The sequence below is a fragment of the Halobacteriovorax sp. YZS-3-1 genome, from assembly GCF_047084945.1.
Lineage (GTDB): Bacteria > Bdellovibrionota > Bacteriovoracia > Bacteriovoracales > Bacteriovoracaceae > Halobacteriovorax_A > Halobacteriovorax_A vibrionivorans.
In genome coordinates, this window is the sequence record NZ_JBKIYI010000001.1 from 1,018,205 (window position 1) to 1,041,278 (window position 23,074).

Consider the following 23,074-nt stretch of genomic DNA (forward strand, 5'->3'; position numbering starts at 1 on the left):
TATCTAAGCGTAGTATATTCGCTACAAGGAAACGTTATGGTTAGAAGTAATATTGATACCTTACAGAAGTATCAAAAAAAATATGGAAGTCAGTCAATTCTAAGTGTTAATAAAGGAATTGAAAAAGAAGGTCTAAGAGTAAATCTTGCGGATGCAAAACTTGCACAAACTGACCATGACCCTAAGTTTGGATCTAAATTACTTCATAAGTGGATTACGACAGACTTTGCAGAAAGTTTATTAGAATTCATCACACCTGTTTCCCATAGCTCACAAGAAACAATTAAAACTCTTGGAAATCTACAAACTTATGTTTTAAAGCAAGATGATAAAGAAGGGATCTGGCCATCTTCGATGCCTTGTATCCTGCCTGATGATAAGGATATTAAACTTGCATATTATGGTGAGAGTAATTCGGGACGTTTAAAAACTCTTTATCGCTCTGGCCTTTCTTTACGTTATGGAAGATCGATGCAATCAATTGCAGGCGTTCATTATAACTTTTCAATGACTGATGAATTTTGGAAGAATTGGCATGAGCTTCTTGGAAGTAAGCTGCCTCTACAAAAGTTTATTAATAAAGAATACCTAAATTTGTGCCGTAACTTTAGAAAGTACTCCAATGTACTACTCTATTTATTTGGCAACTCTGTAGCAGTACATGAATCTTTTCTAAAGGGAAAGAAACACAATCTAAAAGTTATACATGAAGATGAAGCTTTCGGAAAAACATATGCTACTGAGTTTGGTACCTGCCTAAGAATGGGAGGGCTTGGTTATACAGGGTCTTCGCAAGATGGAATTCGTATCTGCTACAATGGGCTTGATAGCTATTGTGATAGTTTAGAAAATGCACTGAAGGTAAGTTATAAACCATTTGAAGAAATTGGTTTAAGAAATGAGAGTGGAGAACTTCAACAAATTAGTACAAATATTCTCCAAATTGAAAATGAGTTTTATTCAATTATTCGTCCAAAGAGAATTGCTCCTCCTGGAAAAAGTGCCTTGGCCTCTTTAAGAAGTGAAGGAATTGAATATATTGAAGTTAGACTTTTGGATATCAATCCCTTTGCGGAAAATGGAATTTCTGAAGAGCAGGCAAACTTCTTAGATGCATTTCTTCTGACATGCCTATTCTCTGAATCGCAAAAGTGTACACGTGAAATCTATAATGAAATTGAAGACAATAATCAAAGAATTATAAAAGAAGGCCGTAAGGATAATCTGACGATTCTAAATAATGGACAAGAAGTTAGTTACCGTAACTATCTTGAAGAATTCTTTAGTATGATGGAAGAGACAATGAACTCCATTGATGATGGCCATCGTAAAGAAGATCTTATTAAATCCATTGATTTTCACCGTTCAATGTTAAATCCTAGAAATACACTATCTCAAAGAGTGTATGATCTTGCATGTGAGAAGGGATTTATTTCTTCAATGCGTGAGCTATCGATCTCACATCGTCGTGGACTCTTTGAAAGTTGTAATGAAAGTATCTTTCAAGGCAAGCTAGAGGAAGAAAAGAGTGCTTCTGTTCAAAGGCAAGTTGAGTTTGAAAAACTCGACGACGTAGAATTTGAAGATTACGTCACCGCTTATGTTGAATCGAGTTTTTCTAAAAAAGAGACTGTATAAAATTAAGAATTAAGTAAACGAGTCCAAAAGCCAAGGCCACAAGTGTTAAGTTTACTGTATGCTTTATCACTTTATATAAGACGATATTTGTTTGTTTTAATGTTCTTACTTTTAAAAGAGCTGGCGTGACAGCACCAAAGATACGATTAACTAATCCTCTTTGGTCACCTGGGATATTTGGCACAAGTGTAATTCTCATAATCTGTTTAAAGACAAAGTTTATAATCTTTCCAAATATGTTAGTTGGACGATCGACTTCAAGCATAAGAATGATTCTTTCATCTTCAGAGTTATTAAAAGCAAAGTGAAGATAAGTTTCATCAAATAACAGGGCCTCTCCGTCTCTCCATGAATAATCTGTACCATCAATATTGATATAGCACTTATCATCATTTGGAGTCTTGAGTCCAAGGTGATAGCGCAGTGATGTTGCAACGGGATCGAGGTGTTTGGTTAGCTTTGAGCCTACTGGTAAGATTGAAAACATTGCACCATTAACTCCTGGCACTTTAGAAACAAGTTCAACTGTTTGAGGACATAGGTTCTTTGCTGAGTTAAGTGTTGTTCCATACCAAGTGAGATAAAATTTTGACCATCCATACTTGTAGAAAGTACGAAATCCAATATCGTAATGTCCATCAGATGTAGGATCTTTTACCTTATCAAAGTAGCCATTTTCACGAAGGGCAACTGCTTCTTTGCGAATTGTCTCCCAATTATCTTGAACTTGTTTTAATTCAGGAAAGTCAGCAAGGTCCATAATAGGCTTAGCTGCTTTCTTTTTAGTAAACATATAGAGCAAGCAATTTAGGGGAGCAAAAATAGGCCATCCCTTTCTTAGATAAAAAGTTAAACTTTCATACCTTTCGCTTCCGCGATAGGCGTACACATATCCCATTGAGGCAATGCCAAAGAGAAATAAGAATATAAGAACCGATATAACGCTAATAGTCTTTGTCCTGTTTAAGGTTGATACTTATCTATGTAATATACCTTAGAGGAGCTTTTTCATCCATGATTTTTCTCATTATATGCAATTCGTCATATAAAGATTATTAGCTACGCTTTTATTAAATGATTATGTTCAATTGTCTCCAATTGTTTTTAAATATCATCGGGATGCTTGACGAGACCTTGATATGTTCTTTTGCAGGTGTCTACGCCTACTACTTGAAACGTTGAGCTAGTTAAGCTTTCAACCGGAGCTGATGCAGTATCAAGAAAGGCCTTTGTTTTGGATATTTCTGGCTTATTAAATGTGCCACCGATTGCCTGTTGAAGCTCTGGACAATAGTCTTCATCCAATATTGAGACAACCAGCTCTTTAAATACTTCTGCTTTTAAATCTGCTCCACCTTCAATAACAATGAGGTTTTCTGCTGTGGCAACTGCCACATCATTCATCGTGGCCACATCACCTCTAAGTTTAACATCCACATTGATTTGCTTTAAAGGTGTATCACCGCCACGAAAACCTCCCAGTGTTTGCCCTAGGCTGGCCGCACTTGTATAAAGTAGGCCAATAGGGCCGAGGGCCACAAAGGCTGCCGCATCAATAAGGCCAATGCTTCTAGTATCGAGAAAGTTTGAGATAACATCATCCACTCGAAATCCTTTTAGATTTAAATTTGATCCATAAACTCGAGCATCTATATTCTCACCCTCTATTTTTGCATCGATATTAATATATCCAGACAGTCCTAGTGAGGCATCGAAGAATTTAATAAGGTGGTCAAGATTCAACTTATTATAGTTAATTTTTATGTCTTCATAATTGACAAGGTTTATGGCGACTTCACCTTTGTTTTGTTTTCCAAAATCGCTTATATGAATATTTTCAATTTTCAAAGTATCGCCAAACTTCTTTTCTATTGAGAATTGAATCTGATTTAACTTGAAGCCACTAACTTGGACGCCCTTGCTTTTTATATTGATTTTAGAGTTTAAGGCCTGTGAATAGCGTTGAAAAATTGAAAATGATTCTTTTACAGCTAGTAAGTCAATTTCCGTATGGGCAATGATAAGTTTATTATCTTTATCGATTGGAAAGGAGAGACTTGTAACCTCCCAATGCCCAATTCTAATTTTTTCAACTTTTTCGACCTCTCCACCTGCTAGTCTAATCGCAATTTTTGTCGTCCAGTCAATTCGAAAGAGTAAGACTCCTACAATGAGAAAAAGGGATGTAATGAATAGGAGAAAACCAATAAGGACTTTTTTTTTCATGAGTTTTTTAGTCGGTTAATTGTAAATACAAATAGTTTGGTTCATTTAATCACACTTCAAATTCAAGGGGAATAAAAACTTGGTTAATTGTTTTAAAGTTACCAGCAACTTTCTTAATGCGTTATAATGATAAGTAATATGCTTAAGAACTTTATTTCAAAAACAATGAAAGCACAGAAGATGCAACAAAAAGAGTATAATTCTTATACTCCATTTGTTGTGGATTATAAGTCACGTCCTTTATCAAATGATGTGACAACTCGTTATGCGAGAAGTGAAGATGCCACTTCTATTGCGAGGATAATCAATGAAAATAATAATGACCCAAGTCTTGATTATAACTACTTTCTAAAACGCACGCGCTCAGAGCTTGCACACGGTGGAAATCGTTCTGGCTTTCATATTATAGTCGCGCAAGTAGGTGATCAGATCGTAGGCTACGGACGATCGATATATTATAGTGAATTAATGATTAAAAATTATTCTTATCCTTCACCTGTCGGTTGGTATCTAATGGGAGTAACAATAGACCCACAATTTAGAGGTCAAAATATTGGTGCTCTTTTAACAAGAAAGCGCTTAGATCATATAAGACAAGTTGCTTCTAAAGCTTATTATGTGGCCAATGCAAATAATAAAACTTCAATAAGAATGCATGAAAAATTTGGCTTCAAAGAAAAAGAGCGAGGAGCAGGGTTTCTTAAAATCTGCTTTAATAATGGTTTAGGAATATTATTCGAATGTAATTTAAATAATAAGGATTAGAATGGATTTTTTCAATTATAAGGGTAGTGAATTATACGTCGAAGATATAAGAGTCGAAGAACTTGTCCAAGAGTATGGTACACCTCTTTATATCTATTCTTTAAAAACTTTTAAAAGACATTTTAATGCCTTTAGTGGCCCTTTAAAGGATCACAAACATTTAGTCTGTTATGCGGTTAAGGCCAATTCAAATATAAATATTTTAAAAGAATTAGCCGCTCTTGGCAGCGGTTTTGATATCGTTTCAAGAGGTGAGTTAGAAAGAGTTCTTAGGGCCGGTGGAGATGCCTCTAAGACAGTTTTTTCAGGAGTTGGAAAAAGCCGAGATGAAATAATCTATGCTTTAAATAAGAAAATTAAATGTTTTAATGTTGAATCGATTTCTGAACTTAAACGAATCAATGAAGTGGCTGGGGAGCTAAATGTTATTGCTCCTGTATCGATTCGTGTTAATCCAGATGTTGATGCCAAGACGCATCCGTATATTGCAACAGGATTAAAAGAAAATAAATTTGGAATCTCTTTTCAAAAAGCACCGCAGGTTTATGAGATGGCAAATGAGATGAATAATATTTCAGTTGAGGGGATAGACTGTCATATCGGCTCACAGCTGACTTCTCTGGTACCATTCTTAGTAGCACTAGAGCGTTTAAAAGAGTTAATTAATAATTTAAAGGATAAAGGGATCTCACTTAAGCATCTCGATCTAGGAGGTGGCCTAGGTGTTAAATATAAAGATGAACTTCCTCCTCATCCTTCTGAGTATCTTGGTGAAGTCATTAAGAGTTTGGAAGACTACCCAGAGCTTGAACTGATCTTTGAACCAGGTCGAGCAATTGCTGCAAACGCAGGGATTCTCGTTTCTAGACTTGAGTATATAAAGGAGAATGAAGGTAAGCATTTTGCCATTATTGATGCGGCAATGAATGATCTTATGAGACCTGCTCTATATCAGGCTTGGCAAGAGGTTATCAAAGTCAATTTAGATATTAAAGGAGAGACCCATCAATATGATATCGTCGGCCCTGTTTGTGAGACTGGAGATTATCTTGCAAAAGATCGCGAACTTGATCTTAAAGAAGGAGAACTTTTGGCCATTCGATCTTGTGGTGCTTATGGATTCACGATGTCTAGTAATTATAATTCAAGGCCAAGAGCATGCGAGATTTTAGTTGAAGATGGTAATGCAAGGGTAATTAGGAAGAGAGAAACGTTTGAAGATCTTTACTATCTTGAAGATTGTGATTAGGATGCACTTATGAATAAGAAGATTACTTTAACTCCATTATTTCCTACAACTGAGTGGGCCTGGGATATCTCTAAAAAGTCCGGAGATACTGTTCGCATCCTTCATCCTTCTGGGAACGTCTTTGTTTCACAAGTTATCCTAAATAGGCAGTCACGACTTGAAGGAAATGAGCAGAAGATTTATGACTTAAATTTAAAAGATGTTGATCTTATTGCATATATTATGGATTACTTTTTAAATAAGGCTACCACAAAGCTAAATCGTGGTAATGCCATGATTGTTGCCGGAAACCTTGTTTCTAGCTATCGCTTTCGTCTTCCACTTGGTCCAGAGACAATTCCTTTTGAAGACCAAAAAACTAATTTTGGAGAATATCGAAAATTTGGTGAACATAAGCTTTCAATGAATGGACAAGATGTTGATGTATTTGTAATTGGCAAAGAAGGAAAGAATGAATTCTACGCCGTAACTCTTTCCGACACTAAAATAGGCGACTTTAATATCCCTAAATTAGAACTACTTAAGTTCCCACGTTCATACTTTCGTCAATCATTTGATAAGTAGTTACCAATAGCCTTCTTTTATTGGCATTTGAGTCTCTTAACTATTGAGAATTCTGACTAGTACACTTGTGTATTCAATAGCTTATTAAATAAGTGACAGGAATAATCTGCCTCTCGTGAAAATCAATTAAGATTATTAAGTGAACCATTCGATAAAGAACTGAAATGATGAACTTACTTAAGCAATTTCACATTCTTGGACTCATTGTCACATTTACTTTGGTATCGTGTGTACCAAAGATTCAAAGTCGCGATAATAATCGTGACAATCTCTACGTACAAAATATTCAAATAAATGGTTCTCAATTGAGAATTGATGGCCAGAACTTAGACGATGTTAGTCACGTTCGTATTACAGATAAAGATGGAAATGTTTCAAGCTTTGAAATTGGTGTAAAGTCTAATAAAGAGTTAATAGCAGAAGCATTATCAAATACACTTATTCCATTAAATCAAATTTTAACAATGACTTTAGAAGGAGCTCATGGTGCAAGTACTTACAGTATAAGTGCTTCTCTTCCTGATATGGGTGCATCTCATGGTCAAACTCTTCAGTATAATGCAATTACAGGTCAGTGGGTTCCTGCTAATCAGCCCACCTCAAGTGTTACTTCTGTTAATGGTAAATTAGGAGCTGTATCATTAGGTATTGATAATCTAAGTGATACCGATACAAGTGGGGCCGTGACAGGTTCCGTTCTCAAGTTCAATGGTGTCAATTGGGTCGTCGGTACAGATAATGGTGGCTCATCAGCTAATGCAACTTCAATTCATAATCGCACAATTTTAGATATCACTCCAACTGATGGTCAGGCCCTCGTTTGGAGTTCTGCTAATTCTTCATGGGTCCCAACTACTGTATCAGGTGGATCTGGAGGCTCTGGAGAGTCCAATACTGTTTATTCAACAGGTGGTACTTCGATCTTTAAGCAAAAAGTAGGGAGTCAGCTACAATTTAAAGGTTTAAATGGCTCAAACGATATTGTTGTCGATAATCAAACTAATAGTCTTGATTTACAAATAAGTACGGCCAATGGTGCTAATCAGCTTTTAAGATTAGATTCATTTGGAAGACTACCGGCCATCGATGGTTCTCAGCTTACTGGAATCTCTAGCGGTGGAAGTGGTGAAACAAATACTATTTCAAGCGCAGGTGGAGTCTCAATTTTTAAACAGAAGTCTGGTGAAAATTTAGAACTTAAAGGGTTGCAAGGATCATCTGATTTTGCAATTAACGGCAGTACTAATACTGTAGACTTTCAAATAAATACTAGCAATGGTGCAAACCAATTATTAAGACTTGATTCGTCAGGTCGTCTTCCTGCTATTGATGGTTCTCAACTTACTGGAATTGTCGCATCAGGTGGAAGTGACAATACGATACAGTCACGAAATGTTTCAGCTACGGCACCTTCAAATGGGCAAGCCCTTTTATGGAACTCAGTAAGTTCACAATGGGAGCCAACAACGATTACCTCAGGCGGTGCAGGTGGTGAAGTCAATACAGCGACGAGTGCCGGTGGTGAATCGATCTTTCAAAATAAAATTGGTACTGATCTAATCTTTAAAGGTCTAACAAATACAACAGATATTCAATTAACTTCAAATGCAAATGATATTGAGATAGGTGTAAATACTTCAAATGGTGCAGGTCAATTACTAAGACTAGATGCTTTTGGAAGATTACCTGCAATTGATGGATCTCAACTAGTTGGTGTTTCTGGTGGATCTGGCGATGCTTTAACCTTACAGTCTCGAGATATTGCTACGACAGCTCCTACTGATGGCCAGGTTCTTACTTGGAATAATTCGACCACGCGATGGGAGCCTCAAACTCCACTTGTCGGTGGCGGTTCAGGAGAGGCAAATACTGTTTCAAGTGCTGGTGGAGCATCAATCTTTAAACAGAAATCAGGAATTGATCTTGTTCTAAAAGGGTTACTTGGTTCAAGTGATTTCAATATTACTTCAAGTACAAATACTGTGGACCTATCTATTAATACGTCAAATGGAGCTAACCAACTCTTACGTCTTGATGCTTCGGGAAGACTACCTGCTTTAGATGGTTCACTGCTGACAAATCTTCCTGGTGGAAGTGGTAATGCAACAACTATCCAATCCTTTTCTGTTTCAAGTGCCACTCCAGCAAACGGTCAGGCCTTACTTTGGAATGACTCTAATTCTCGTTGGGAGCCAACGACTATTGTAACCGGCGGAGGAGGCGGAGAGGCCAATACAGCTTCAAGTGCTGGTGGTGAATCTTTATTTCAGTCAAAGGTATCATCGAATTTAGTTTTTAAAGGATTAACAAGTACGGGTGATATTTCACTAACAGGAAATACAAACGATGTTCAAATTGGTTTAACAACGGCAAATGGGGCCAATGAAATTTTACGCCTTGATGGCTTTGGAAGACTTCCTGCAATCGATGGATCACAATTAACAGGGATCACAACTTCTGATACAACCCTGCAATCTCGTAATGTTGCCTCGACGGCACCAACTGATGGGCAAGTTCTAACTTGGAATAATACAGCGACACAATGGGAGCCTCAAACAGTTTCTGCTGGTGGCTCAGGTGAAACAAATACAGCATCAAGTGTCGGTGGAACAGCAATTTTTAAACAAAAGACCGGAAGTGATCTAGAGTTTAAAGGTTTAACCGGAAGCGCTGATATTAGCTTAACGAGTAATGCAAATGATGTGCAAATTGGCGTTAATACTTCAAACTCTGCAAATGACTTAGTAAGACTTGATGGACTTGGACGTTTACCTGCTATTGATGGTTCTCAGTTAACAGGAATCAATGTGTCAGCTGAAGCAAATACTGCTTCAAGCGCTGGTGGTACTCAATCTCTTTTTTATCAAAAAAGTGGAGTGGATCTCCAATTTAAAGGTTTATCATCCACTAGTGATATAAGTATAACTGATAATACTAGTTTTTTAGATTTTGCAATTAATACATCAAATGGTCCGAGTGAGTTATTAAGGCTTGAAGGCGACGGTAGTTTACCGGCATTAGATGGATCTAATTTAATAAATGTTCCTTCTGATGATACTACTATTCAGGGGAGAAGTGTAAACTCAGCTGCTCCAGCAAATGGGCAGGCATTAGTATGGAATTCTATTAGTTCACAATGGGTTCCAGGAACGATCTCTGCTGCTGGAGATAATCTAGGTGACCATACAGCAACAAGTAATTTAGCAATGGGAAATAACTATATTTCGTATTCAGGTTTAGATGAAGGCCTCTTTGTTAATCTTGGTGGGAATGTGGGTATTGGTACAAATTTACCTCAGTCAGACTTAGATATTTATGAAGCAAATGTTGAAGTTAAGGTGAGAGATTCAAATGTTGGTATTTCATCGGAAGCTCAATTTAACTTTTTTGTAGATGGTGGAGAAGCCGGAATGTCTCTATTAAATACTAATTATGATTGGTCCGGTGAGGGATTTCCTGATTCATCTTGGTCAGATATGTTCCTCTTTTATACGGGGCCATCAAGTTCTAATGGTATGAGATTTCACCCATTTGCTGGAAATATTAATTTTTCAGTAGGTGATGCTGTCTTTACTGATATTATGCATGTCAATGCAACAAATACAAATGTTGGTATCTTAACAACATCTCCAGGTGCTGCTTTTGCTCTTGATGTTAATGGACAGATACGAACAACAACTACTGTCGATACATCTTCAGATAGAAGATACAAAAAGAATATAAAGAATATCTCAAGTGAAGTTTCTATCTTGGATAAGTTTTCTTTAATCGAAGGTGTCTACTTTGATTGGAGACAGAAAGAATATCCAGAAAAGAATTTTAAAGAAGGTCGTGATATTGGTGTCATTGCTCAAGATATTAGAAAAGTATTTCCAGAAGCCGTGACAGAAGATGAGAATGGTTTCTTAAGTGTTGCTTATGCTAAATTAGTTGCACCACTTATTGAAGCAGTAAAAGAGTTAGTTGGTATTACTGATACAAATAAAAGAAATATTGCTTCAATTGAAGCGCGCACAAAGAAGCTTGAAGAAGAAAATCGAATGTTAAGAGAAGCTCTTTGTGAAATGAATCCAAAAGCAAAAATCTGTCTAAAAGAAAATACGAAATAAAAAAAGGGAGCTAATAAGCTCCCTTTCTTTTATATCTCTAATTTAATATGAGATTAAGCGTCAGCGTCAATTGAGAAACCTTCCATTTGATCAAAGTTTAGGTAACGATAAATTGAATCGTCCTTACCTTGAAGTGGTTCCATCATTGATAGATACTCATCTTGCTTTGGAATGTATCCAAGTTTTGCACAGATTGCAGCAAGTTCTGCTGAACCTAGATAAACCTGAGCACCTTTACCAAGTCTGTTGTTAAAGTTACGTGTTGAAGTAGAGAATACTGTTACACCATCTTTAACTCGTGCTTGGTTACCCATACATAGTGAACAACCTGGCATTTCAAGTCTTGCACCAGCAGCAGCAAATTTTGAGTAGTAACCTTCTTTTGTCAGTTGGTCTTTATCCATTTTCGTTGGTGGACATACCCATAGTCTTGCATCAGCTTGACCTTGGCCATCAAGAACTGTTGCAGCAGCTCTAAAGTGTCCAATATTTGTCATACAAGAACCGATGAAAACTTCATCAATTTTATCACCTGCAACATCACTCATTTTCTTAACGTCATCTGGGTCATTTGGACAAGCAACGATTGGCTCTTTCATTTCATCAAGATCGATTTCAATAACAGCAGCGTATTCAGCGTTTGCATCCGCTTCCATTAGCTCACCATTTTCAATCCAATCATTAACTTCTTTAATTCTTCTCTCGATTGTACCTTTGTGCCCAAAACCATTTGCAATCATTGATTCCATAAGAGCAACGTTTGATCTTAGGTATTCAACAACTGTTTCACGACCTAGCTTGATCGTTGAACCAGCAGCACTTCTTTCTGCAGTTGCATCTGTAAGTTCGAATGCTTGCTCAAGTTTTAGATCTGGAAGACCTTCCATTTCAAGGATACGTCCAGCAAAGATATTTTTCTTATTCTTCTTTTCTACTGTAAGTAGACCATCTTGAATTGCTTGATAAGGAATCATATTTACAACGTCACGTAGAGTGATACCTGGTTGCAACTTTCCTTTGAATTTAACTAAAACAGACTCTGGCATATCAAGTGGCATAACACCAAGAGCAGCAGCAAATGCTACAAGCCCTGAACCAGCAGGGAACGAAATCCCAAGAGGGAATCTTGTATGTGAGTCACCACCAGTACCAACTGTGTCTGGGATAAGAAGACGGTTTAGCCAAGAGTGAATAATTCCATCACCCGGTCTAAGTGCAACACCTTCTCTGTCTTGAATATAAGTTGGAAGAGTAGCATGAGTAATAACATCACTTGGTTTTGGGTAAGCAGCTGTGTGACAGAAAGATTGCATAACTAGGTCTGCATTGAATTTAAGACATGCAAGTTCAGTCATCTCATCTCTTGTCATTGGCCCTGTTGTATCTTGTGAACCAACAGTTGTCATTTTTGGAAGACATGAAGTTCCTGGAAGGATTCCTTCAACTCCACATGCTTTACCAACCATTTTTTGAGCAAGAGTATAACCTTGTCCATCTTTAGCTTCAGTTGTATGCGGTTTTGCAAAAATTCCTGATTCATTAGCAGTATTTTGACCTAGGGCCGCTCTTGCTTGATCCGTTAGCATTTTACCGATGATTAATGGAACACGTCCACCAGCTCTATATTCATCAAGAATTGTCTCAGGACTGATATCGTATTTTGCTAGCTCTTCACCTTTTTCATCTAGAATTCTTCCTTCTAGTGGGCGAACTTCAATAATTGTTCCTGTAGTAAGTGCCGATACATCAATTCCTTGAATTGGAAGAGCACCTGAATCTTCAGCAGTGTTAAAGAAGATTGGAGCAATTGTTGAACCGATAATTACACCACCACGTCTCTTATTTGGAACGTATGGAATATCTTCACCAATACACCAGATAAGTGAGTTACAAGCAGATTTTCTTGAAGAACCAGTTCCAACAACGTCACCTACGAAAGTAACAGGAAGCTTAAACTTTTCTTTAAGGTCTGCAATTTGCTTTGGTCCTTCTGGGAAAAGAGATCCACCCATAACATTTGCGTGAAGTGGGATATCCGCTCTTGTGAATGCAAATGGAGCAGGTGAGAAGTCATCTGTATTGATTTCACCGTCTACTTTGTAAACGACAGTTTTAATTGATTCTTCAATTTGTGGCTTATTAGTGAACCACTCAGCATTTGCCCAAGATTCAATAATCTCTTTAGCAATTGCATTGCCACCATCTGCTAATTTCTTAACATCTTCAAATACGTTTACAGCAAGTGGAAGGTTTTTAAGTTCTTTTGCTGCAAGTTTTGCAAGCGCTTCGTCACTGCCTGCAACAATATCAACTAGACCTTGAAGGTTGAAACCACCAACCATCGTTCCTAGTAATTCAACAGCATATTCTTTTGAAATAAGTGAACATGTATGTGCACCCTTTGTAATTCCAATAAGGAAACTTGCTTTTACTTGAGCTGCTGGATCAACACCTGGGTTGATGCGATCTTTTAATAGATCTAAAAGCTCTTGTGTTGGCTCAGTTTCAAGAAGTTTTACAACTTCTGTTGCTTGTTCTTTAGTAAGTGCTAATGGAGGAATACCTTCTTTGGCCCTTTCCTCAACATGTGCGTGATACTCTTCTAGAAAATTAGACATAGATCCTCGACTTTTTTAATTTAGAGTTAAATTCTTTCTTAAACATTATATGAATTATTAATGTTTTTTATCACTTTTATGGGCATATTGCTAGTGGCTTCAGAGGTTACGGTGTGTTGCGTAAATTAAGTTTTTTTAACTCATTGCATATCTTTTCATGGTCGATAATTTCATTATGAAAAAACAAGAGTTTGAATTAGAAATTGAAAAGTTGTGTGAACAAATCTTCTTTAACGAAAAATTATTAGAGTTTATCAATGTTCACAATTCCTACACCTTACAATTTGCAAAGGCATTAAGACAGTCTTTGGATTGTGAAGTCATAAGAGGGGGTCCTGATACGGGAATTTTTGGAAGCCTTCACATGCATACTCTAAAGAATATCAATTGGATTGAAATCTATGCTGGAACAAAGGCCTTAATTGAAATAAAGAACGTATTTGGACACAAGAGGTACCTAACGATTAGTGCATCTAAATTATCTAATATGGTCAATATGTCTTCAGACTCTGGCTATAGCTTACTTCTTAATGATGTTATGAGCACTGGCTTTTTGGCCGGTATTGAATTTGATTTTCTTCGTTATAAGAAGAGATCTTCTATCACAATCTCCAAATCTCGATCGCGGGCCGCCCAAGAATATGGTGGTACGATCCTTGAGAATGTTAAATTAATCCATAATTTAAGTACTGGTAATACAAAGTCTTTTGAAGACAAGCCTGATCTCAAATACAACTTGATAAGCTTGGCCATTGAATACCACCACTATAATATGATCCTAAATACAGAAGGTACGGGAAAGGATGCTACAGTACGAAAGATTTATTTATCCCGTGGCTCAAATCTCAGTGATTATTTTGAAAAAGAGGGCTCATTGGATATCTTTCATTTAGATGTAAAAGGAAGTCCATTATTCAATGACAACATGGGCCTAGATCCCTTAGATGGTATTTATCTAAGTTGGAAACCTCATATTATTGATGTCTATCTATTAGAAGAAGCACAGAAACATCCTCGTTTCCCTCAATTTGGAGAGGATATTAGGCAAGATCAAGAAAGTGGAGATGGGGAAGAGGCCGCTTAAGCTAGATTCTACTTTTCTAAAATTGAACTTCATAGTAGATTGAACAAAACTTGAATGAGGAAGGTTTATGAATCAATCACGTGTCGATCATATTGAGCCAAAATTAGTTTGGTCAAATTTTCAAAAATTATTAGATACTCCAAGACCAAGTTATCATGAAGAAGCTGTTCAAACTCTTCTTATGCTCTTTGGAAAGAGCCTTGGGCTAGAAACATACCGCGACGATGTAAATAATGTAATTATCAAAAAACCTGGACAACATGGAGGAGAGAAATCAGCTCCTGTTATTCTTCAGGGACATCTTGATATGGTTGCTCAAAAAAATGAAGGGAACCCACATGATTTTAAAAATGATCCAATTACAACAATAATTGATGGAGATTGGATACATGCAAATGGAACAACTTTAGGTGCTGACAATGGTATTGGTTGTGCTTTTGCAATGGGATTACTTGAGAGTAAAGATCTTCCACACCCTCCTTTAGAATGTGTCTTTACGGCTTGTGAAGAAGCAGGAATGCACGGAGCGATCGGACTAAAAGGGCACCACTTTGAAGGTAAAGTGATGCTAAACCTTGATACTGAGGAAGAAGATGAGCTAATCATCGGTTGTGCTGGTGGAGTTGATCTTATCTTTGAAAAAGAATTCTCTACACAAGAAGTAAAGAGTGAACTTTACCAATTGGTTATAAAAGGTCTTAAAGGTGGACACTCTGGAATTGATATTCATACTGAAAGATTAAGTGCTAATAAATTAATTCCTCAGGCCTTGGAAGGCGTTGAGTTAAATCTTATTTCAATAAAAGGTGGAACACTTCGAAATGCAATTGCTCGTGAGGCATTTATTGAGTTTAGTGCCACTGAAGAAGAAGTCGCTAAGTTAAGAGGTAAACTTGAAGAGTTATATCTTAAACACTCTAGCATTGAAGCAAATATAAATTTTGAAGTTAATAAAATTGAAGCTGAAAGTAAAAAAGGCCTATCGATAGAAGATTCAAATAAAATTGTCGCAGCAATAAAGAATTGTTTCCATGGCGTGAAGGCCTGGGATCAAAACTTTAAGGGTGTTGTTGAAACATCAACAAATCTTGGGGTGATTGCGCTAGAAGATGGAAACTTTGCGATGGCAAATCTAATTAGAAGCTCTAATGAAAGTGCAAGAGATGCATTTGCTCAAGAAATGATTGATGCACAAAAAGATCTTCAAGCAAAAGCAAAGCTTGAAGGAGCTTATCCTGGTTGGAAACCTAATCCAGACTCAAAAATTCTAACCATTACAAATGAAGTATATAAAGATTTAAGAGGAAGTGAGCCAAAAATCTCTTCAATCCATGCTGGGCTAGAATGTGGTATTTTATCAAAAGCAATGCCTGATGTGGATATGATTAGTTTTGGACCTAATATTACAGGTGCACATTCACCTGATGAGCAAGTTTCAATTTCTTCAGTTGAAAAAACTTGGGTACTTTTCCTAGAAGTAATTAAGAGGCTTATCTGATGGTTGCTATCGCTTTAAAAAATAACTTAACGACAATACTTGTCTATTTAATTGTTGTTCAAATACCGATGCTTATCGTTTATTACTTTGCTGATGAGCTAGGGATTTCAAATTTATGGCTTTATTTTATTTGCTTAATTATCGGGTTAAGGATTGCATTCTTTAAAGATGATTATTTTAAAAAGCGCGTTGAAGGAGGCCTATTTAAACAGCTCCAATCAAAGTTTAAAAAATCTCCTTCAAAAAGTGAAATCGTTAAAGCATTAAATATGACGATGAGTTTTAGAGACGCAATATTCTTTGGCAACTTAATCCTCCTTCTTATCCTTACTGCATTGTTTAACCAATTTTAACTTATAATATTTAGATAGAGCGTCGAAACAGTTATTGTGAAACTGTCTTTGACGCTATTTATATTATTATTTGTAAGCCTATTAATTCACTCCTGTCGTGATGTTCGTCGAGATATAAGCTCAATTGATGAGCTCTTTCTTGGAGAAGCGCATACCTTTAGTGCAAAGATCACAACTCTTAGAAATAATGGTAAGCGAATCACTATTTCAGGAGGGTGTGAAAACGGTGCAAAAGTCTCTTTCTCTTCAGAGTTCTTAGTAAGAGGAGATTCAAAAACAGTAGATTGTGAAGATGGGCTTTATGAGAAGAAGCTCTTCTTTCAGGATGATATTGAAGGACGGATGTGGGTTCAGGTTAGGCATTTAAATCAAAGTATTGATGTACTTGTCCCTTTTGTTGATACAAAAAATCCAAGTCGTGTCATTTTAACATCTCCTGTTCCTGGCTATCGTTATGGAAATAGTATCTTCTTTTCAGGTCGATGCGAGCCAGGTGCAAAAGTTTTTATTAGAAGCTCTTATCTTGATAGTGTTCTTCGAACTGTTGGTTGTGCTAATGGTGTGTTTATTTCTTCAGTGTATTTAAAAGATAGTATTGCAGATGAAAGTCAGATCATTTTCTCTCTGTATCAAGTGGATCCTTACGGAAATAGTTCCTCGCCAATAAGAATAAATGTTGAATACCAAAATATTATGAATTCGATTACTTTAGATGAACAAATGATTCCACTTGGTGATGAAGAAGCAACGATAAGTGGTAGCTGTGGTGATTTTGATTTTATAAGTATCGAAGGAGAGCAAGTTGCTTGTGATAATAAGAGGTTTAAATACGTCTTTGATAAGTACTTAGTAAGGCAGGGAAAGAATAGCTCGTTTAGAATAGTTGTCGTTGAGGGACTTAAAACTAACGGGGCCCGCTCAAATGCAAAAATTGCCATTGTCTATAATCAATTATTTGAAACTAATCCAAGATTTTATTCTCCCACGGGAACTTACGATATACGTGAACGTAAAAAATTGGTTGTAAGTGGAACTTGTGGGAAAACCTATTTCAAAGGAAGTGTTAGGCTTTATACAGCGAAAAATCCAAATATATTAAACAGTGGTGAAACAATTCCATTGAATTTTGATGGGAGCTTTTATGTGAAGACTAATGAGTTTAGTTTAAAAGGAGAGGAGAGAATTTATGCCGAATGTAGAGACTTTTATATAAAATACAAAACGAATAATTTCTATACTGATTTTAACTTTGTGGATACTTCAGATATTAATCGATTAAAAAAAGACTTCTTTTTTGAGACACCTACTATATCTCTTACTGGTAATTGCTTGAGAAAAGGACGAGTCGTTATTACTAATACAAGAGATGGTAAGACCATGAAGAGTGACTGTGTTGGAGGAGAAGTCCAATTTATATTCGAATCTAATCGCTTGTGGGGCAAGGATGTATTTGAAGTATACGAAGAAGATGTTTTTGAAGAGTTAAAGAGTGAAAAACAACTCTTTACTATCAATTATAATATTTTCCCAAACTATCCTTCTCGATTATATATTGAAGCACCATCTCCTCTATGGGGCTCTCTTTATCATGACGTAATTTTATATTGGAATTATGAGCCTGGAGATGACGGTGGTGAGACTGATTATGGTATTTATTCTCGTGATAGTTATATACAAGCTCAGTGGACGTCAATTCCAAGGGGAACGAGAAATATTGTTATAAGAGGACGCGACTTAGTTAAACTAGGTTACGAAGAGTGTAGTCAAGTCCAGCTATTTTTAAAAGTGCAAAATCGTAATAAAGATCGTGCTGTCATTGTTGAGTCGAAAGGATTTTATTTTGACTTTACTCCACCGCAACCGATTGAGGTTTTAGATGTCGACTATTCACCTTTATTTAAAAAAATGTTGCCGGAATTTAAAATTTCTGAAGTCGATGACAATTGTAGTGATTATATTAAATATGATTGGTTTAAAGGCATTCAATGGTATGAAGTAAGACTTTATAAAATTGATCTTATTAAAAGTAATATTGATTTAATTGATGAAATGTTTCTGTTTGAATTATCCGATATTAATAAAGCACAAAGAGTATTTGATTTAAAAGGTGTTTATCAAATTGGAATTGTAGCTGTTGATATGGGCCTAAATCGTTCTAAAGAATATCGTTCAATTATGTTCTCATGGAATTAGAGAAATAAGAGGGCACGGAGGCCCTCGTTTTATATAACTTAGTAATGCCAAGGAAATTGAGAGAAGTCCTGATCACGTTTTTCAACGAAAGCATCGCGGCCTTCTTTTGCCTCTTCTGTTCCGTAGGCAAGTCTTGTTGCCTCACCGGCAAAGAGTTGCTGACCAACTAAACCATCATCAAGAAGATTGAATCCAAACTTAAGCATACGCATTGCTGTTGGAGATTTCGAATTCATCTCTTTTGCCCACTCAAGTGAAACTTTTTCAAGTTCAGCATGTGGAACGACTTTATTTACCATTCCCATTTGGAATGCTTCTTCAGCACTGTAGTTAAATCCACAGAAGAAAATTTCTCGTGCACGCTTTTGTCCACACTGACGTGCAAGATAAGCAGATCCATAACCTGAATCAAAAGAAGCAACATCTGGATCAGTTTGTTTAAAGATTGCATGTTCTTTAGAAGCAATTGTCATATCACAAACAACATGAAGTGAGTGTCCACCACCTACTGCCCATCCAGGGACTACGGCCACTACAACCTTAGGCATAAAACGGATGAGTCTTTGTACTTCAAGGATGTGAAGTCTACCTAATTTGGCCGGATCAGGAGTTCCATCACCATCAACATATTTATAACCATCTTTACCTCTGATTCTCTGGTCTCCACCTGAGCAGAACGCCCATCCACCATCTTTTGGTGAAGGTCCGTTTCCAGTAATCAGTACAACACCTACATCACTCCACATTCTTGCGTGATCAAGAGCTCGATAGAGCTCATCCACTGTTTGTGGTCTGAATGCGTTGCGACATTCTGGGCGATTGAAAGCTATTCTCACTGTCCCTTGGTCGACAGCACGATGATAAGTAATATCTTTGAAGTCGAAACCTTCAACTTCTTTCCAAGCACTTGCGTCAAAAATATCTGAAACCATTTTGATCTCCTTTTTGCTCAATATAAAATGACTGAGTTAAAGTGTCATTCATAACTTTATATGCGGCCCGTCTAAACATATTGTTTCTAATGCGCTCAAATAGAGATATGAAAAAACTAATACTAGCTCTATTTTTTATTCTTTCTGCAGGCTTCGTCTTTGCAGAAGTAACTGTAACTATTGATGGCCAGAGATACTTTTGCTCTGTAGATGGAAGGCCACCACAAGATCGTGAATGGAGATGTGTCCCTCATTGTACTAGAAGAAACTTTGATGGGGATTGCATGCGTTACGGACAGGATTATTGTGGTTATGATGCGACTTGTATTAAGCGTTGTGAAAGACGTGATACAAGTGGTGATTGTATGAGATATGGCGATGATATCTGCCGTTCAGAACAATAATAAGAAATAGTACCGTTATTTAACTCTTTTTATTTCTTCAACTTTTATATGAAAGTGGGATGTTTCTGTCTCTGTTTCACCACTTATTAAAAAGATTGTGTCGCGATTATAGCTAGTATCTTCCCCAAGTAAGCTAGGGTTCATTTTTACTAATAATAATCCGAAGCTATCTTGTATTAAATAGAAGTCATTTTTTAGAGATTTAAATATTGTACCTTGAATACGAACATTTTTTTTGTCACTTGGTGATCGACGAAGTTCACTAGTTTTATAAATACTCCCTTCTTCTTTTCCTAGATAGAGTCCTGGGCTTGAGCAACCAAGAAGGGTGGTGAATAGAAATAATTGAAAGTATTTTGCCATGGATAAATTGTATTTAATATTTCCCGCTTTGACTATAGAAGTTAGTCGGCCCATAATTAAGGAATGAAAATGATTCAAAAGATAATTATTTGTACTTTATTGATAACAACATCTTACGCCGACTTCAACGGCCGTTGGAGTGGTGAAGGGGTTGCAAAGACAGCCTCTGCTTCAAGCCCATGTGAAAAAGTATATTTTCGACTTTCGCTTTCTCAAGAAAAATTTAAAATTCAAGATGGTGGATATAACTGTAGTGGATTAAGTGCTGAGTATCCGTATTCTGTCTTTACGATACAAGGAAATGACCTAATCTATAAAGGTGAAATCTCTGGTCGCATTAGTGATAATGAGATAGAAATATTTTCAATAGAAGATGGCTTTCAATTACTTTTTACAAAAATTGATAATCAAACAATTAAAGTAGAGGAAAGATGGCAAGATGGTGATGATTTTCTCGTAATCAATTCATCTTTAGAATTAATTAAATAAGAAGGTTTTGTGATTAAAAATAATATGGTTTCTGGCTTTAGCTTTATCAAGCACGGGCTCACTCTTGAATATCCAATTTTAGAAAGTGTTCAAAGTATAGATCCACTCTGTGATGAGGTGGTTATTAATGTTGGTTTTGAAACTCCTGAGTGTGACAAAGATGACGGAACTTATGAATACCTAAGAGATAATCTTACAGGAGAGCGATATAAGTTTATTAAGTCATGGTGGGACCCATCAATAATGAGTCGTGGACTTATTCTTTCTCAACAAACAAATATTGCAATGGAAGCTTGCAAGGGCTCAATCGGCCAATATATCCAAGGTGATGAGGCCATTCATGAAGATGACCTTCCTCTAATTGAAGAAGGAATTAGAAAAATGGTTGATCGTAAAGAAATCGAAGGACTTCTTTACAATTATACTCATTTTTTTGGAAATACTGATCTTTATAAATTTGATCCTCATTCATATCGTAAAGAAGTGAGAACTGTTAGGCTTGGAATAGGGCTTGAGAGCTATCTTGATGCTCAAGGGTTTCGTTTTTCAGATGGCAGAAAGCCGAGTGCTATAGAGACTGGTGCTCGTATTTTCCACTATGGATGGGCCAGAAGAGAGAATGCGATGTCTGATAAAAAGCGTGCATTTGAAAAGCTTTATTTTGGAAAAGATCATGAATCTGAAGAGTATACATATGATCGAATTTTTGGGCTTAGAAAATTTGAAGGAACACACCCTGCATTGCTCAAGTCTTGGATTGAAAAAAATCATAATGATGTAACATTTGAACAATTAAATGACCCACGTATCTTTGCTAATTTTAAGAATTGGATTCGTTTAATGGTAGAAGAATATACCGGCCATATGATAGGTGAGTTTCGAAACTATAAAAAGATTAAGTAAGTTAAGCTGCTTTTTTATAATTATCGAGTTTTTCTTGGGCCTCCATAAATTCTTCAAACTCTCTGCGTAGAGTTGCATCAGTCATTCCGTCTGAAATTAAGTCAAAGGCAAAGTGAAAGAACTCTCTCCAGTTATTTTCTAATTCTTGATTCCAATTATTTAAATGATATGTCTCTAGAGCTTCGAGAAAAGCTTGCTCAAAAACAGGAAAATAGACTTCTGAAATATCAACTTTAAATTGGTATTCTCCAAGACCTCGCAGATAGTATTTCAAATAACTAGGTTGGTTCAGATTTTTCACCGCAATAGTTATGGCACGAGTTGCAAGGGCATTGAGGTTTTCAAAATCAACATGACGAAAAAGCTTTTGCATATCTGGCTCGATAATGAAGACATTATCAAAGAATGTACGCCAGAAATTCGTTAGGTTAGGCTCGATACGATAAAAGGACTCTTTAATTGCTTGTGTGTCAAATCGATAATTTATGACCATTTTCAATTCCCATTTGTTGTTACTATCTAGCTAGCGCATCGTATCTCTAGTAAATGATCATGATTTAATTTTTCTTAAGATTGAGTTGAGTCTATTATTTACAGATTGTATGAGATACGAGAATCTAAGCTAAGCATAGGACATCATGAAAATACTAGAAGTTAATGATTTAACATATAATTTTGATCGTAAGTCGATCTGCCAATTTGATAAAATCTCTTTTGATTTGCATAAAGGAGAGGTTTTAACTCTTTTAGGTCCTTCGGGCACAGGAAAGACTACTTTATTTAATATCCTCTGCGATAGGTTAACTCCGCTTTCTGGAGAGGTAAAAAAAAGTCATGACCTAAAAATTGAGATTGTTTCTGGTGTTGATGGCCTTAATTGGGATAAGACAGTATTCGAAAATATTGAAGATCATCTCTTGTTAGATAATCCTGAAGCGGATTCTAATCGAGTTAGAGATATGATTGAGATTTTCGGCCTTGAATATAAAGACCATAAACGTTTAGATGAATTATCTGCGGGACAATTACAAAGGCTTTTATTTGCTCGTTCAATGGTCATTTCACCAGATGTACTTCTCTTAGATGAGCCTTTTTCAAATATTGATGAGTTTTTAAAAGCGACTTTATGTCATGAAATATTTGAAATTTTTAAAGAGAACGAGATTTCCTTAATCTTCATTACCCATAATTTGAAAGAAGCTTACTCTTTAAGTGATCGTTTGATGTACTTAAGTGGAGCTAAACTTCAGGTATATAATAATCCTTACGATTTTTACAGAAGACCTCTTACTATCGATGCTGCTCGTTTTGGTGGACTCGTCAATCTCGTTGCTGGACCTGTTACTGGGCGAGCGGATAAGAGTTTAACTCTTAAAAATGACTTCGGTCAATTTGAGGTCATTGATGATATTGGTATTTCTAATCAATTTGCTTACCTTGCTTTTCGTCCTAAACATTTGAAAGTAACTCCTGATGGTGACATAAAGGGACGTATTAAAGTCATTCGCCGTTTTGGTGAATTTGATATTTTAGAAGTGGCATCGACAAATTCTAAAATTCTACGTGTACAAGTTGATGATGCAAGTAGCTTCCAAGTAGGACAGCAACTATCCCTATCAATTGATGTGGCCAATTCTTTCCTTTTACCGGTTTAGGAAAAACTTAACCAAATCTTGTCTTCGCTGC

19 protein-coding genes are annotated in these 23,074 nt (G+C 36.4%); 13 read left to right on the plus strand and 6 right to left on the minus strand.

The features are described 5' to 3' along the window. Positions 1-36: 36 nt before the first annotated feature. On the plus strand, positions 37-1,638 hold the full coding sequence (gshA, locus tag ACMAZI_RS04915) for a glutamate--cysteine ligase (protein ID WP_412473656.1): 1,602 nt from the start codon (positions 37-39) through the stop codon (positions 1,636-1,638). Here the strand turns inward: gshA and ACMAZI_RS04920 are convergent. Both ACMAZI_RS04920 and ACMAZI_RS04925 read right to left on the minus strand, forming a co-directional pair. Continuing rightward, the gene (locus ACMAZI_RS04920) at positions 1,619-2,431 is read right to left on the minus strand and encodes an aspartyl/asparaginyl beta-hydroxylase domain-containing protein (protein ID WP_412473655.1); all 813 of its coding nucleotides are present in this window, start codon (positions 2,429-2,431) and stop codon (positions 1,619-1,621) included. The two genes, gshA and ACMAZI_RS04920, sit on opposite strands and share 20 nt — an antisense overlap. A 311-nt stretch (positions 2,432-2,742) precedes the next feature. After that, a complete protein-coding gene (locus ACMAZI_RS04925; RefSeq protein WP_412473654.1) occupies positions 2,743-3,864 on the minus strand; it encodes a hypothetical protein in 1,122 nt (373 codons plus the stop codon). A 126-nt stretch (positions 3,865-3,990) separates the two neighbouring features. On the opposite strand from ACMAZI_RS04925, the gene ACMAZI_RS04930 reads away from it, so the two are divergent. The 4 genes from ACMAZI_RS04930 to ACMAZI_RS04945 all read left to right on the plus strand — a co-directional run bounded on the left by ACMAZI_RS04930 (position 3,991) and on the right by ACMAZI_RS04945 (position 10,551). Beyond that, positions 3,991-4,629, plus strand: a complete 639-nt coding sequence (locus tag ACMAZI_RS04930; RefSeq protein WP_412475110.1) for an N-acetyltransferase family protein — start codon at positions 3,991-3,993, stop codon at positions 4,627-4,629. A gap of 1 nt (position 4,630) precedes the next feature. Further along, complete coding sequence (lysA, locus tag ACMAZI_RS04935; RefSeq protein ID WP_412473652.1) at positions 4,631-5,878, plus strand: diaminopimelate decarboxylase; 1,248 nt, start codon at positions 4,631-4,633, stop codon at positions 5,876-5,878. A 9-nt stretch (positions 5,879-5,887) separates the two neighbouring features. Continuing rightward, complete coding sequence (locus ACMAZI_RS04940) at positions 5,888-6,442, plus strand: hypothetical protein (protein ID WP_114705312.1); 555 nt, start codon at positions 5,888-5,890, stop codon at positions 6,440-6,442. A gap of 164 nt (positions 6,443-6,606) precedes the next feature. Further along, positions 6,607-10,551, plus strand: coding sequence for a tail fiber domain-containing protein (locus tag ACMAZI_RS04945; protein ID WP_412473651.1), 3,945 nt, complete (start codon positions 6,607-6,609; stop codon positions 10,549-10,551). A 53-nt stretch (positions 10,552-10,604) separates the two neighbouring features. On the opposite strand, the gene acnB is transcribed toward ACMAZI_RS04945, so the two are convergent. After that, positions 10,605-13,169 carry a bifunctional aconitate hydratase 2/2-methylisocitrate dehydratase gene (acnB, locus tag ACMAZI_RS04950; RefSeq protein ID WP_412473650.1) on the minus strand — a complete coding sequence of 855 codons (2,565 nt, stop codon included), beginning with the start codon at positions 13,167-13,169 and terminating at the stop codon, positions 10,605-10,607. 175 nt (positions 13,170-13,344) lie between these two features. Between acnB and ACMAZI_RS04955 the strand changes: the two genes are divergently transcribed. The 4 genes from ACMAZI_RS04955 (at position 13,345) to ACMAZI_RS04970 (ending at position 18,297) form a co-directional block, all read left to right on the plus strand. Beyond that, positions 13,345-14,253 (plus strand): hypothetical protein, encoded by a 909-nt coding sequence (locus tag ACMAZI_RS04955; RefSeq protein ID WP_412473649.1) that lies wholly within the window; start codon positions 13,345-13,347, stop codon positions 14,251-14,253. A gap of 67 nt (positions 14,254-14,320) precedes the next feature. After that, positions 14,321-15,751, plus strand: coding sequence for an aminoacyl-histidine dipeptidase (locus ACMAZI_RS04960; protein WP_412473648.1), 1,431 nt, complete (start codon positions 14,321-14,323; stop codon positions 15,749-15,751). Beyond that, positions 15,751-16,104: a hypothetical protein gene (locus ACMAZI_RS04965; RefSeq protein ID WP_114705307.1), complete on the plus strand. Its 354-nt coding sequence runs from the start codon at positions 15,751-15,753 to the stop codon at positions 16,102-16,104. The genes ACMAZI_RS04960 and ACMAZI_RS04965 overlap by 1 nt, the downstream gene beginning before the upstream one ends. Positions 16,105-16,152: 48 nt before the next feature. Continuing rightward, complete coding sequence (locus ACMAZI_RS04970; RefSeq protein WP_412473647.1) at positions 16,153-18,297, plus strand: hypothetical protein; 2,145 nt, start codon at positions 16,153-16,155, stop codon at positions 18,295-18,297. Positions 18,298-18,335: 38 nt separating this feature from the next. On the opposite strand, the gene ACMAZI_RS04975 is transcribed toward ACMAZI_RS04970, so the two are convergent. Beyond that, positions 18,336-19,229, minus strand: coding sequence for a 1,4-dihydroxy-2-naphthoyl-CoA synthase (locus tag ACMAZI_RS04975; protein WP_114705305.1), 894 nt, complete (start codon positions 19,227-19,229; stop codon positions 18,336-18,338). Positions 19,230-19,336: 107 nt separating this feature from the next. Here ACMAZI_RS04975 and ACMAZI_RS04980 point away from each other — a divergent pair, with 107 nt between their 5' ends. Beyond that, positions 19,337-19,633, plus strand: a complete 297-nt coding sequence (locus ACMAZI_RS04980; protein WP_412473646.1) for a hypothetical protein — start codon at positions 19,337-19,339, stop codon at positions 19,631-19,633. Between the two features lie 15 nt (positions 19,634-19,648). Here ACMAZI_RS04980 and ACMAZI_RS04985 read toward each other — a convergent pair whose 3' ends face one another. Next, on the minus strand, positions 19,649-19,996 hold the full coding sequence (locus tag ACMAZI_RS04985) for a hypothetical protein (protein ID WP_114705303.1): 348 nt from the start codon (positions 19,994-19,996) through the stop codon (positions 19,649-19,651). Between the two features lie 69 nt (positions 19,997-20,065). Here ACMAZI_RS04985 and ACMAZI_RS04990 point away from each other — a divergent pair, with 69 nt between their 5' ends. Then, positions 20,066-20,485, plus strand: a complete 420-nt coding sequence (locus ACMAZI_RS04990; protein ID WP_412473645.1) for a hypothetical protein — start codon at positions 20,066-20,068, stop codon at positions 20,483-20,485. A 9-nt stretch (positions 20,486-20,494) separates the two neighbouring features. After that, positions 20,495-21,388 carry a hypothetical protein gene (locus ACMAZI_RS04995; RefSeq protein WP_412473644.1) on the plus strand — a complete coding sequence of 298 codons (894 nt, stop codon included), beginning with the start codon at positions 20,495-20,497 and terminating at the stop codon, positions 21,386-21,388. Between the two features lies 1 nt (position 21,389). Here ACMAZI_RS04995 and ACMAZI_RS05000 read toward each other — a convergent pair whose 3' ends face one another. Then, positions 21,390-21,881, minus strand: coding sequence for a globin domain-containing protein (locus tag ACMAZI_RS05000; protein WP_412473643.1), 492 nt, complete (start codon positions 21,879-21,881; stop codon positions 21,390-21,392). Positions 21,882-22,026: 145 nt separating this feature from the next. Here ACMAZI_RS05000 and ACMAZI_RS05005 point away from each other — a divergent pair, with 145 nt between their 5' ends. Beyond that, positions 22,027-23,043 (plus strand): ABC transporter ATP-binding protein, encoded by a 1,017-nt coding sequence (locus ACMAZI_RS05005; protein WP_120405228.1) that lies wholly within the window; start codon positions 22,027-22,029, stop codon positions 23,041-23,043. The last annotated feature ends 31 nt before the right edge of the window (positions 23,044-23,074 follow it).